The sequence below is a fragment of the Pirellulales bacterium genome (assembly GCA_035656635.1).
GTDB lineage: Bacteria > Planctomycetota > Planctomycetia > Pirellulales > JADZDJ01 > DATJYL01.
On record DASRSD010000053.1, the window covers coordinates 32,101 to 45,425 of the forward strand.

Below are 13,325 nucleotides of genomic sequence, written 5' to 3' on the forward strand. Positions count from 1 at the left end.
CATTTCGAGTCATTCCTTCGGACTCGCACGAAACTGTAAGCCGATAATATTCTTTAGGTTATCAAGTCTGGGTTTGCGCGACTTTGGGGCAAGCAGTATAATGCTGCATCGTTCACCAAATATTCGAAATTAGCAACATTTTTAAATTCCATTTGTATGCCGCATTGCTTGTATTGTGGCAAAAAGAACCATGAAAAACATTTCCTTCGTGTTATTAGTTTGCGTCGTGTGGTTACCTCTGATTGCCAACGCGGAAGACAACGCGGTTTACAAGGAATTAGTGACGCAAGGCATTGCACTTGCCAACGGCAAAACGATAACACTTCCTGAGCCCGTTATGGTCGACGGTCTGAAAGCCGACCAGCAGCAAACGATCATGACGCAAGTGGGCCCGAAAGCAAAAAGCCTGCTGCAAAGCTATTTGCAAGGCAGTTCAAACGCCGAATTCGAACGCAAATACACAGATGAAAAGGGCGATAAGTCGGAAGATTCGATCGGTCGCCGGATTGATTTGTACTTTGTCGCCAAAGGAAAATTCAAAGTCGTTGCCAGCGAAGGTTTTATAAAAGATCAAATTGCACAGCAAAAACAAAACGGCAATCAGGCAAATCAACCAAAAAGAGCGACAAACGGAAAAGTCGAGTTTTATACCGATGCGGAATTGAAACAGCGAAATCTTTTGGTGACAAATAAAAACACGTTAAAGGATCGTTACGCCCATGCATTAGTGGATCTGATTGGTGAAGTTCAAGTTTCCGGCAGTGGGTACGGTGTTGAGACAATAACGGATGACAGTATCACAATGGCGTTCAAGCTCGATCCGCGGTTGGCGAAAGATGCTCAGTTTCCCAATCAATATCAAACGATCAAAATCAATGCGGCCGGCGCTCCGGTTCTAGCAGATCCGAAGCCTTACGCCGGCTTTGGCGGGTACGCCAAAATTACGAAGCTGGAAGGATCTGAAGATAAAGTCTTTGTCGAATATCACCTTGTTTTTGATGAACCATACGAGTGGTTTAACGGGACCACGGCGTTGGTTTCCAAACTCGATTTTTCTTTTCAAGCCGACATTCGCAAATTCCGGCGCAATTTACTAGCATACGAAAAAAATCTTCCAGCGGCGGCAGCTCCGCAGCCTAATTCTGCGAAATGATCGAGCCAAAAAAATCACGATCGCGGCCGGCAGAGTGCGGTTAAAATCGCTCGTTCAAAAACATTTCACTTGCGCCGCAGGGCTTCGGTGGGCAGCAAATTGGCGCTCCATAATGCCGGGTAAATCGCCCCGAACACTCCCACCAAAATTGCAAAGAAAAATCCCCAGAGAATAACCGGCAGAGAAATATTACCCGACACCAAGCCCGAGGTATTAGGCAATTCGGTCAGTAATTTGACCATCACCAAACCGGCCACACTGCCAACAATGGCGCCCCCCAGGCTTAACAACAGAGATTCGCCAATGACCATTTGAATGATTCGCGTCCGGCGCCAGCCAATGGCCCGGAGTGTGCCGATTTCCTTGGTGCGTTCAAAGACAGACATAATCATGGTATTGAGCATTCCAATGGCGCCGATCACCAACGCAATCGCCGAAGTAATCCAGGCTACGGCGTTAATCATTTTGATTTGTTGCACATTGTTGACGAATTCCGCGGATTTTTTTACCTGCAATCCCGGCTGCAAGGCTTTAATTCGCTCGGCTAAATCATCGAGACCTTTTTCGTCGATCGGCTTCTCAGCGCTAATGGTAAAGCCTGAGGTTTCGTTGGGTTTATTAATTAATGATTGTAGTTCTTTGAGCAAAATGACCGCGCCGCCGTTCTCATACACGATGGGGCTTTCGTAAATCCCGACGACTTCAAATTTTTTGGTGTTGTATAGCTCAATAGTATCGCCGACCTTTTTGTTCATGTTGGCGGCGAACACCCGGCCCAGGATGATTTTGTCGGTATCGGCGGCGGTTAGCTTTTGGCCTGAGATCATTTTAATTTCGCTGAATAACGGAGAATCGGGAGGCCAACCATTCAGCAGCACGCCCAACAGACCTTGATCACGAAATTGAATGGTATCGACCAAACCACCCACCACCTGCTTGACTCCTTTCAGCTTAGTGAGCGGCCCTTGCAGTTGCTCGGGAAGGCCGTTGTTGATTGCCTCGGTGCCTCCAGCGCGCGTGACGACCAGATCGACATCGCGAGATTCGTAAATTTTCATGAACGAATCTTTGAATCCGCTGGCCACGCCCACTAATGACACCACAGCGCCGACCGCCACCGCCAGGCCGACAATTGTCAACAGCGTGCGGGCCGGCCGACGAAGCAAATTTTTGAGCAAAAACGTAAAGAAATGCATGGGCTAAACGGCTTCGCGCTGCTTGAGTGCTTCGGCTCGACTTGGCACAATGCGGCCGTCGCGGATCCAGATAATTCGCTGAGCGTGTTCGGCGACTTCCTGGCTGTGGGTAATCACGATCAGTGTTTTTTTGTGCTTCAGATGCAATTCGTCGAATAAATTCAACACATCGTTGCCGGAACGAGAATCTAAATTGCCGGTGGGCTCGTCGGCTAATAGTAGGGGCGGATCGTTGGCCAACGCTCTGGCAATGGCCACCCGTTGCCGTTCGCCCACCGAAAGCTGCATGGGTAAATGGTTGACCCGATGGCTCATGCTGACCGATTCCAACAGCTCTTGCGCCTTTTTCACACGCTGGCTCGGCGGAGTGCCGGTTTCAAACATGGGAATTTGGACATTTTCCACCGCAGTAAGCGTGGGCAGCAAATAGAACGATTGAAACACAAAGCCGATTTTTCGCGACCGAAAGGCGTCCAAATCGCGCAATTGCGACAGCGGCTGGCCTTCAAAATACAATTCGCCTGTGGTCGGCCGATCGAGCGTGCCCAACAAATTCAATAACGTCGATTTGCCGCTGCCGCTGGGACCCATGATGGCCACATATTCGCCCCGGCAAATTTCCAGGCTGACTTCATTCAGCGCGGTTACTGCACCATCGGCATAAGTACGGCCGACGCGGTCCACACGCAAAATCACCGGTTGGCCATTGTGGCTGCTGTGCAACAGATGACTGTGATTACTCATATCGCAAAGCCTCGGTGGGGGGCAGACTGGCGCCGCGCAGCGCTGGGTATCCGCCGCCGACAAGTCCTACCAAAATCGATAATAAATAGGCCAAGATCACAATTTGAATGGTAATGCCGCCGCTCAGCACGCCCTGAGCTGCGGGAAAACGGGCCAACATTTGAACCAATGCGAAAGCCAACAAAATGCCGGTTGCGGCTCCGGCAAAGCTCAACGTAAAGGATTCAACCATAATCATGCTAATGATACGCGATTTTCGCCAGCCAATGGCGCGTAAAATGCCGATTTCCTGAGTTCGCTCCAACACCGAAACAATCATGGTGTTCAACATGCCAATGGAGCCCACAATCAATGCGATGGCTGAAGTAATCCAGGCCATGGCGTGCGCAAGGCGAATTTGATTATCGCTTTTTACAAATTCGTCGCTGGCTTGCGCTGCCAGGCCTAATTTATTGCCGTCATCGCCGCGCAAACCTTCAATTTGCTGCCGCAGAGCAACTAGAACGGCCGCCCGATTGGACAAATCTTTTTTGACGGTAATGTCGAACTGCGAAACTTGTGCATCTTTACTCGATAGATTCTGGAAAGCGCGCAAAAGCATCACGGCCGAACGATCTTCCATAATGCTGCCGCTGTCGTAAATACCCACCACGGTGAATTTTTCTCCCTCGATTTCTACTTCGTCACCAACTTTTTTATCGAGATTTTCGGCCAATGTTTTTCCCAACAGAACCGCCTGTTTATCGCTCGCTTCCAAGTCGCGGCCGGGTGGCAAAATGGTTAAGGTATCAAAGTTAAAGCTGTCCAAAGGCCAGCCATTTACGGGCACCAACCCCGAGGTACCTTCAATAGAAACGGTATCGCGCAGCGCCATGCTGACCTTGCTGACCCCATCAAGTTCCTGGAGGCGCTTAGCCAGTGATTGATCCAAAGTGCTGCCGTTGGTGACCGCTTCTCCGGCACGCACCACGACCATATCAATGCCGTGGCTAGCATATACTTCTTTGCTGGATTCCTCATAGCCACCGGTAATGCTCATTAGCCCTACAACGGCTGCAATAGCGACCGATACGCCAACAATAGTTAGCGCGGTCCGTACTTTGCGCCGGAGCAAGTTTCGCAAGACAAAATCCAAGAAATGCATACCTATAATCCGTCAAGAGTAAACGCAACTCTAAACGAACCATCAACTTAACGAATTTCAACATTTTGTCCAGCCGCGTTTCGCGTGCTAGCACCTATTTGTATCCGTGCGGCGCCTTTGACCGAAGCGTTTGGGGGGGTTCCAAGGGCTTATCGGCTGATTCGGTTGATCTTGGGACCGAATTGGATATGGCATGGCGCCTCACTCCCAGAGATTGATTTTGTTTTTTACAATTTGGACATTCAAGCATTCGCTTTTATTGATCCAAGGCCAGGTCATGCACATTGAACTGCGAAACATTTGTGTGCCAGTTGATTTCAGCGATACCTCTGCCGCCGCGCTAAATTATGCCAAAGCGCTGGCCGAGGCGTTTCAAGCGCAGCTTCATTTGTTGCACGTACTGGTGAATTGGATTCCTGACAACGATTTTCCCATCAGTCCGCAGTTTTATTCCGATTTAGAAAAATCGGCGCGGCTGCAATTAGACAAGCTGCTGACCGCTCAAGAGCGAGATAAATTCAAGGCGCGTTTAGAACTGGTGAACGGAATGAGTGAGTTTGTCGAAATCATTCGCTATGCGCGCGAAAAAAACATCGATCTTTTAGTATTAGGCACGCATGGACGCGGTCCCATTGCCCACATGCTACTGGGAAGCGTTGCTGAAAAAATCGTGCGCAAGGCTCCTTGCCCAGTCCTTACGGTGCGCCATCCGGAGCACGAATTCGTGATGCCTTGACGTTCGAGGATTTCGTATCGACGGCGGGGAACGTCATTTCGGCTTCGAACTTCGCACGTCGACCTTTGTTCGCGGCCTGGCAAATGCCCCGGCCAACGGGCTTTCCAACCGCATAAAGTCTTCGCCAGCCATGCGAATGGCTTCTTGATGCGTGTTGGCCTCGAACACAATTTGTTCGGCCTCGCGCAGAGACTCGTCTAACACGGTTTCCAAGCCGTAAATCGAGCCGAACGGCGGCAAAACCCCCATTTCGCAATCGGGGCAGCGCTGGCCGATTTCGTATTCGGTCGCTAACTCTACCTTAGCTCCGCCCAACAATTGGCTGATCGAATCCAAATCGATCAAATGGGTAGCAGGCAGAATGGCGACCGCATATTTGTAACCATGATCCATCCGCAGCAACACCGTTTTTGCCACTTGCCGACCTGAGACGTGCACTGCTTCGGCCAAATGCTGGGAATCGAAGGTGTCTTCATGTGGTAACACGTCGAACTTCACCTCTCGGTCATGAAGATATTCTTGAACTTTCATGGTGGACTCCCCTCTCTGGCCGAACGTCGGCGACGATATTTGTGGAACAAAGATTTTCGTCCCATCCTGCCAGTTAATCCTTGCGAATTGAAGCAGCCGGTCAATGGTTGAATTGCCAGGGCGAATATTTCATGCGGACAATGAATTTTAGAGGCGATTTTACGCTCCTAGCGAAGTGGCCCGCGGCCCGGCAAACCGGTAAACTGGGAGTAACTGACATATCTTTTCGACAGACACTTAGGAGCGCGGCGTGTTTCATTCGCTGGTGGAGAACTGGTTTTGCCGTCGCTTTGGCCAGCCGACGGACGCTCAGCGCTTGGGCTGGCCGGAAATTGCGGCCGGCCGTCACACGCTGATTGCCGCCCCCACCGGCAGCGGAAAAACGTTGGCCGCTTTTTTATCGTGTTTGGATCGACTCCTGCGCGAAGCACTGGCCGGCACTCTGACCGATGCGGTTCGTGTGGTCTATATTTCGCCTTTGAAAGCGCTTTCCAACGATATTCACAGGAATTTGGAAGTGCCGCTGGCCGAACTTCAACAAGCGGCAATCGATATGGGGGAGCGGCCCCTGCCGATACGTGCTGTCGTTCGCACCGGCGATACCCCCAACCGGGAGCGCGCGGCCATGCTTCGCCATCCCCCGCACTTGCTGGTTACCACGCCGGAATCGCTGTACTTGTTGGTAACCAGCGCCAAAGGGCGCGCGATGCTTCGCAGCGTGGAAACCGTGATTGTGGACGAAATTCACGCGCTGGCCCGAGATAAACGCGGCTCTCATTTATCGATCACTTTGGAACGGCTGGCCCGGCTGTGTCATCAACCACCGCTGCGAATTGGACTTTCCGCCACCCAGGCCCCGATTGACGAAATTGCCCGATTCCTGGTCGGCACGAACCAGGTGAATGCGGAGGGCCGGCCCCAGTGCACCATTATCGATGCGGGCCATCAGCGGCAGCTCGATTTGAACATTGAAGTACCCCCCAGCGAATTGGAAGCGGTTTGCTCTGGCGAGCAGTGGGGCGAGGTTTACGAGCGGCTATCTCAATTGATTCAAGCTCATCGCAGCACGTTGGTGTTTGTCAACACACGCAAATTGGCCGAACGTGTGGCCCATCAACTGCGCCAAACCCTGGGTGAAGAAGCCGTGGCGGCACATCACGGAAGCTTGTCACGGCAAATTCGTTGGGATGCCGAAGAACGGCTGAAGCAGGGTAAGTTGAAAGCCATTGTGGCCACCGCTTCGCTGGAAATGGGCATTGACGTAGGTTACATCGATTTGGTTTGCCAAATCGGTTCGCCGCGTTCGATTGCCACGTTTTTGCAGCGCGTAGGTCGTTCGGGCCACTCTTTGGGGGTAATTCCCAAAGGCCGACTGTTTCCGCTGACTCGAGATGAATTGATCGAATGTTTGGCGCTGATTCGGGCAGTCGGTTGTGGTCGATTGGATGCTATCGAAGTACCCGTGGCTCCGTTGGACTTGTTGGCCCAACAAATCGTAGCCATGTGCGCCAGCGACGAATGGCACGAAGATGATTTATTTGCTGTGGTACGTGGCGCATGGCCGTACCGCAATTTGAGCCGCGAGCAATTCAATCGAATTATTGCGATTCTTAGCGAAGGAATTACGCCGGCGAACCGCTCCGGGGCGTGGCTGCATCGCGATGTTATTTCGGGCCGCGTGAAAGCTCGCCGCGGGGCCCGTATTGCGGCCATCACGTGCGGCGGTGCAATTCCGGAATTGGGTGATTTCCGCGTCGTGACCGAGAACGACGGCACCTTTGTCGGGACCGTGAATGAAGATTTCGCGCTGGAAAGCAACATCGGCGATATTTTCCTGTTGGGAAACACTTCCTGGCGCGTGCATTACGTGCGTGGTTCTGAGGTGGTCGTTAGCGACGCACAGGGAGCGCCCGCCACCGTGCCGTTTTGGTTGGGTGAGGCACCCGGCCGTACGATCGAATTTTCGCAGGAGATTTCCCGCCTGCGGGAAGATTTAGAACAGCAAATTTCACCACACGTAAGTGCCAATGGCACCGAACCGGATTTATCTGCGCCGGTGGCGTGGTTGCAGCAGGAGCTGGGAATTGATGCTTTTTCCGCCGTGCAGACCGCACGGTACGTGGCGGCCCAATATGTCGCCATTGGTTTAATTCCCACTTTACGGCGAATTGTATTCGAACGCTTTTTCGACGAATCGGGCGGAACGCAATTGGTCATTCACGCGCCCTGGGGTGCACGCATTAATCGGGCATGGGGTTTGGCCTTCCGCAAGCGCTTTTGCCGCTCGTTCGATTTTGAATTGCAAGCCAGCGCCGACGAAGATGGCATCGTACTTTCGCTGGGCCCCCAACACAGTTTTCCGCTCCAGGCGCTTTTCGGCATGCTGACGCCTGAAAACGGCCGGCACTTATTGGAGCAGGCGCTCTTGGCCGCGCCGGTATTTCAAACCCGTTGGCGATGGTGCGTTACCCGAGCGTTGGCCGTGCTACGCAATAAACACGGGCAGCGCGTGCCGCCGAACTTGCAACGCTTCCGCAGCGATGATTTGTTGGCCGCGGTGTTTCCGGCGCAAGCAGGGTGTTTAGAAAATCATCACGGCGATACCGAAATTCCCGACCATCCATACATTCATCAAACATTCGAGGATTGTTTGCACGAGGCCATGGATGTGGATCGCTGGCTGAGCGTATTGGCGGACATCCGCAGCGGCCACATCGAACTGATTGCACGCGATACCCGAGAGCCCTCGCCATTCAGTCACGAAATTTTGAACGCTAGTCCGTATGCCTTTCTCGATGATGCGCCGTTGGAAGAGCGCCGCGCGCGGGCCGTTGTCCTACGGCGCGGTCTGTCGTTTGAATCGGCCAGCGATTTGGGCCGGCTCGATCCGGAAGCTATTGCTCAGGTGCGCGCCGAAGCGTGGCCGTTGGTCCGCGATGCAGATGAATTGCACGATGCATTGCATGGATTGTGCCTACTGCGCGCCGACGAAGCGCCGGAATGGACGCCGCAATTTGACGAATTAGTTTCCGCCGGCAGAGCGCTACGCGTGGATGCGGCGCATACGATTCAAATTGATCAGCAAGTAGAGCGAAATGGCCAGAGCCAAGTGCATGCAGAAGTTGTCAAAACTTTTCCAGCGTCACAAACTTCACAATTTTGGACAGTGACCGAACGCTGGCCGTTGGTAAAATCGCTGTATCCGGAAGCGGTGGCAGATCTGCATAGAGAATTACCCAGTACCGTGCGTCAACATTGGGAATCGGCTGAAGCCTTGGTGACTCTGGTGCGCGGTCGCCTGCAATGTAGCGGACCGGTTACTTCGGAACAGCTTGGCGAGTTGTTATCGCTCGAACCCAGCCAAATTTTTGCGGCACTGGAAGCCGTCGAGGCGGAAGGTACGGTTATGCGCGGGCATTTTTCGGGACAGCGAAATTCAGATCTTCCTGTCGGCAACGGCCAAACCGCCGCCGAGGGCAATCTTGCGACGGGGAGTCCCAACGCTGCGCTTCACCGTCACCCATCGTCTCTTGTTCCGCGTCCTTCCGCTCCGATCGAATGGTGTGAACGCCGTTTGCTGGCCCGAATTCATCGCAAAACTTTGGATGGCCTGCGGCGGCAAATTCAGCCAGCTCCTCCGCGTGATTTTATCCGCTTTCTGGCTCGCTGGCACCATTTGCTGCCGGGCACTCAGTGGCATGGCCGTGCAGGGCTGCGGAAGGCGCTATCACAACTCCAAGGTCTGGAATTGGCGGCCGCTTTGTGGGAACGTCGTTTGTTGCCGGCCCGGTGCGACGAATATGATCCGCACTGGTTAGATGAACTTTCGATGTCGGGCGAAATCGCTTGGGGACGACTCTCGCCGCCTCGGAAAGATGCTGCCGATGTGCCTAGCGGCGCGGGGCTTACTCGGGCAGCACCTATTTCGATTTTGTTTCGAGAAAATTTGGGATGGCTGTTGCCTGAAAACCGCAAATCGTCCGAAGCGTATTGCCGAGCCGATGCGACCTCGATATTGGAAGCTCTGCGCCAGCGAGGTGCGCTATTTCCCCATGAACTTTTGGCACTAACCCAACTCTTGCCTTCGCAGCTGGATGAAGCGCTGCACGAATTGGCGACCCTGGGTCTTGCGACGGCCGACGCGTTTACCGCCGTGCGAACTATTTCGGGCACCGTCACTGATCGTCGTCGTGCCGAAAAACGTCGCCGCGCCCGACGAATGCGGCGAGAGTTCACGGCCGCGCCTTCAGGACGCTGGTCGCAGTTTCCCGGTTTTTTGCCCAAGGTTGATTCACAACAAGCGTTAACCAGTTGGGCGTGGCAATTATTGCGGCGCTGGGGAATTGTATTTCGCGATTTGTTAACGCGCGAATTGGCGGCGCCCTATTGGGGACGTTTGGCGCCGATATATCGACGCCTGGAAGCACGCGGAGAAATTCGCGGCGGCCGATTTGTCAGCAATGTCGCCGGAGAACAATATGCTTTGCCAGAAGCAGTGGAATTACTTCGCGGCTTGCGCGATGAACCGGGAGATACATCGACGTTGGTGTTATCGGCTGCCGACCCAATCAATCTATGCGGCCTCATTACGCCAGAGCCACGTATTCCGGCCGTCCACACTAACACCGTGGCCTTGAACAATGGTCAACTTGCAGCCGCCTGCCAAGCCGGCGAAATTCAATGGTTTGTCGAGTTGCCGTCCGATCAAAGAGAAGAGATTTCGCACCGCTTGCGGTTGCAATTCCACGCGGCCGAAGAGCCTTTGGTAACGGGTGATTTCGCCGCTCACGGCTTTGCCGCGCCAGCGGCAGAATTGGGAGGATTATCAGCCGGGTTGGATAACCGTTGTTCGTAAAACTTAAGGCGCGTCATAATTCCATCGGCTAACTTGGCGTCTTTCTTCGAACGCGCCAGCTCTAAAGCGGTTTCGGCATATTTAATTGCTTCCACAAAATTACCCAGAGCCGCATACGCGGAAGCCATGTTAACATCAGCTTCAACAAAATCGGGATCAGCCTTTAAGGTCTGCTGAAAGTAATCAATTGCATCCTGATATTGACCGCGCGACGCTAGCAACAAACCCATTGCATGATTGGCATCGGGGTAACCAGGATTGAGTTCGATAGCCTTTCGATAGTGGGGCTCGGCTTGATCCGGATGTCCGGAAAGAGTTAAAGCCATTCCGAGGTTGTAATGGGCAACCGGATCGCTCGGCGCAATATAAAGTGCTTTATTGTAATTCTCGATAGCTTCCGGCAAGCGATCTAAGTCGGATAGCGCGTTGCCGAGATTACGATAAGCGACTGCGCAATCGGGATTGAGTCGCAATGCCGTTTCGTAATGCGAAATGGCTGCATCTAACTTGCCTGCCTTGTAATATTCAAAGCCAAGGTTGTGCTGCACTAACCAACTTTCCGGATTGTCTGCTACCGTCTTGGTATATAAGGTCATTGCATCGACATATCCGCTGCTTTGCTGCCAGGTTAAAACCGCGAATGTCACAACCATCAATCCAGCAACTCCATTGAACGCTTGTTGATTCACAGGCAATTGCAGTTCGCGCAATCGGAAAAAAGCGGCGGCCACTAATGCTACGACGGCAATAAGCGCAATATGCTGGTAGTGATCAGCCACCAGGCTATGCCGCATGTAGCCAACGTCAGTAAAACCCATCACGGGCAACAAGGCGATGCAGAAAAACGCCCAAGCAAAGATTGCGGGCCGAATCCACTTCCATTGTGAGGAATTTCGGTTACGCAACAGAAAGAAAGTCACAGTAGCTGTCGCTATATCAGGCAGCCACCAGAGCGGATTGTTGGGATCGATGTGCCATTGCGGATATACAAATACTAAATGCAACGGGAATATTGCTTTCTCCAAATAAAACCAGATCACTGCTCCCGCACCTAATAGACGTTGAATCAACGAGACTTCGCGAATGACATCTCCCGTGCCGTGCGTTTGAAACCAAAGATTGATCGCGGTTAGCACAACGGCAACCACAAAAAATGGGCCGGCGCGCAGCAAGTCGGACCAGTGAATTCGGTTCCACCGCCACCAGGTAATCAACAGTAAAATGGGAGGCAAAATCGCCACGGAACCTTTGCTTAACATGGCCAGCACAAAGGCCAATATGCTGATCCAGTACCAAATGCCGAACACTCCCTTGCCATGGTTAATGTTGTCCGGAGTGGAGGGTGGCTGCGTGGCGTTGCCTCTGGCAGTGCCCCCGGTTGCAAGCTCTTCGTTCGGTTCGCTTTTGATCCAAAATAGAATGGAAAGCAGAAAAAATAGCACCGCCATAACATCTTTGCGCTGTGCAATCCAAGCAACTGATTCCACATTCACCGGATGGACTGCGAACAATAAGCCTGCCAACCAAGCCCCGGGAACGTGCAACCGTTGCAATACGGCCCAAACCAGTAACGAATCGATGATGTGTAAAATCAAATTTGTAACGTGGTAACCGGTGGGATCGAGATGCCACAGCCGCCACTCCAGCCACAGCGTGGTGTTCGACAGCGGCCAATAGTCAGCCGGCTGTTTGTCCAGAGCCAGGTTCCATGGCCACCAAAAACGAAATAAGCCGTCCGATGCACGAATGGTATTACTCGTGGTCAGCAATACGTCATCGTCGAGAATAAAGCCGCCATGAATGCTCGGATAATACGCGATCAACACAGCGGCGGCGATCAGGCCTGCGCCACCGATGCGCTGCATCCGTGCAGTTGAGGGGCGTGCGCCTGCAGACTCAGCTAACAGCAATTCTTGGCGCTGCGCGCGTTGCTTTCGAGACATAGGCGACTAAATCAATTTCGGCCGGGCCAAAAATAACCGGCACAACACGTGACGAGTTGATTGCAGAGCAATCATTCTCGATCCGCAATTCTATTTTATCTAGCCCATGCGCCGATTCGATAATGGCTGAATCCCGAATTAGCGGTTCAAAGTAGATGGCCCGCCGCGCGATGCCTGGTTCTGCGAATTAAGACCAGCTTGATACTCTTTCAGCCACATGGTTATCTCTTGGGCAATTTCGGTTTGTTTTTGGGCCGTAGCCAGTTGGGTCGCTTGAAGTGCTTGCGCCTGAGCAGCATCAGGCCGGTTTAATTGTGCATACGCTAATGCTAAGTTGAACGTGGCATCATAATCGATGGGATTTTTTTGCAGCACTTCTTGAAACTGCTCGATAGCTTGCTCCGGTTGTTCCAAATTCAAAAAAGCTATTCCCAATTTGGCTCGGGCGACGGTGTAATTGGAATTCAGCCGCAATGCCGTTTGGAATTGCTGGACGGCTTCCGGCAATCGCCCCGCTTGCCCTAGTCCGATTCCCAAATTGTAGTGCACCTGGGCGTTATCTGGATCGGAGTGTTCGGCTATTTGCAATTGCTCGAGGGCTTCCGCGGTTTTGCCGATTTTTCCCAGTGCGAGCCCTAAGTTGCACCGGGCGGGAACAAAGTCAGGCTTTAGTTGCAAGGCTTGTCGATATTGCTCGATAGCTTCCTCCAGGCGGCCGATTTTCATTAGTGCGGTTCCCAAGTTCGTGTGAACCTCACCGTGCTTGGGATTGATTTGCAGCGCATGTCGATAACGTTCAATTGCCTCGGGAACACGATTCGCGGCCATCAATTCAAGCCCCCAGTTGTTATAGGCCACAACGTCGCTTGGTTGCGTCTGAGCGGTATCTTCCCACAGGGTAATGGCATCGTGATAAGCGGCTAGGCGGTGGAGATCGACGCTGCTGTAGATCAAGATGAGTGCGGACGCAAGGGTGGCCAACGCCGTGCTGGCGCGCCGTGTTCCTATTCCTATGTGTGTCAA

The 13,325-nt window shown here is 52.8% G+C and carries 9 protein-coding genes; 3 read left to right on the forward strand and 6 right to left on the reverse strand.

Translation table 11 applies throughout. The features are described 5' to 3' along the window. Positions 1-190 precede the first annotated feature (190 nt). On the forward strand, positions 191-1,153 hold the full coding sequence (locus VFE46_04640) for a hypothetical protein (GenBank protein ID HZZ27274.1): 963 nt from the start codon (positions 191-193) through the stop codon (positions 1,151-1,153). Positions 1,154-1,218: 65 nt separating this feature from the next. On the opposite strand, the gene VFE46_04645 is transcribed toward VFE46_04640, so the two are convergent. Genes VFE46_04645 through VFE46_04655 form a run of 3 tightly spaced genes read right to left on the reverse strand, consistent with a single transcriptional unit; the run spans position 1,219 to position 4,237 of the window. Continuing rightward, entirely contained in the window at positions 1,219-2,349 is a 1,131-nt protein-coding gene (locus VFE46_04645) for an ABC transporter permease (protein ID HZZ27275.1), read from the reverse strand. A 3-nt stretch (positions 2,350-2,352) separates the two neighbouring features. After that, complete coding sequence (locus tag VFE46_04650; protein HZZ27276.1) at positions 2,353-3,093, reverse strand: ABC transporter ATP-binding protein; 741 nt, start codon at positions 3,091-3,093, stop codon at positions 2,353-2,355. After that, complete coding sequence (locus VFE46_04655) at positions 3,086-4,237, reverse strand: ABC transporter permease (protein ID HZZ27277.1); 1,152 nt, start codon at positions 4,235-4,237, stop codon at positions 3,086-3,088. Before VFE46_04655 ends, VFE46_04650 begins: the two co-directional genes overlap by 8 nt. A gap of 220 nt (positions 4,238-4,457) precedes the next feature. On the opposite strand from VFE46_04655, the gene VFE46_04660 reads away from it, so the two are divergent. Further along, positions 4,458-4,973, forward strand: a complete 516-nt coding sequence (locus VFE46_04660; protein ID HZZ27278.1) for a universal stress protein — start codon at positions 4,458-4,460, stop codon at positions 4,971-4,973. Positions 4,974-5,006: 33 nt separating this feature from the next. On the opposite strand, the gene VFE46_04665 is transcribed toward VFE46_04660, so the two are convergent. Further along, positions 5,007-5,504, reverse strand: coding sequence for a YbaK/EbsC family protein (locus VFE46_04665; GenBank protein HZZ27279.1), 498 nt, complete (start codon positions 5,502-5,504; stop codon positions 5,007-5,009). Positions 5,505-5,754: 250 nt separating this feature from the next. Between VFE46_04665 and VFE46_04670 the strand changes: the two genes are divergently transcribed. Continuing rightward, positions 5,755-10,359 carry a DEAD/DEAH box helicase gene (locus VFE46_04670; protein HZZ27280.1) on the forward strand — a complete coding sequence of 1,535 codons (4,605 nt, stop codon included), beginning with the start codon at positions 5,755-5,757 and terminating at the stop codon, positions 10,357-10,359. Here the strand turns inward: VFE46_04670 and VFE46_04675 are convergent. Both VFE46_04675 and VFE46_04680 read right to left on the reverse strand, forming a co-directional pair. Beyond that, positions 10,290-11,627 (reverse strand): tetratricopeptide repeat protein, encoded by a 1,338-nt coding sequence (locus VFE46_04675; protein ID HZZ27281.1) that lies wholly within the window; start codon positions 11,625-11,627, stop codon positions 10,290-10,292. The two genes, VFE46_04670 and VFE46_04675, sit on opposite strands and share 70 nt — an antisense overlap. 813 nt (positions 11,628-12,440) lie before the next feature. Next, positions 12,441-13,325: protein adenylyltransferase SelO family protein (locus VFE46_04680; protein HZZ27282.1), on the reverse strand; the 885-nt coding region annotated here is incomplete at its 5' end.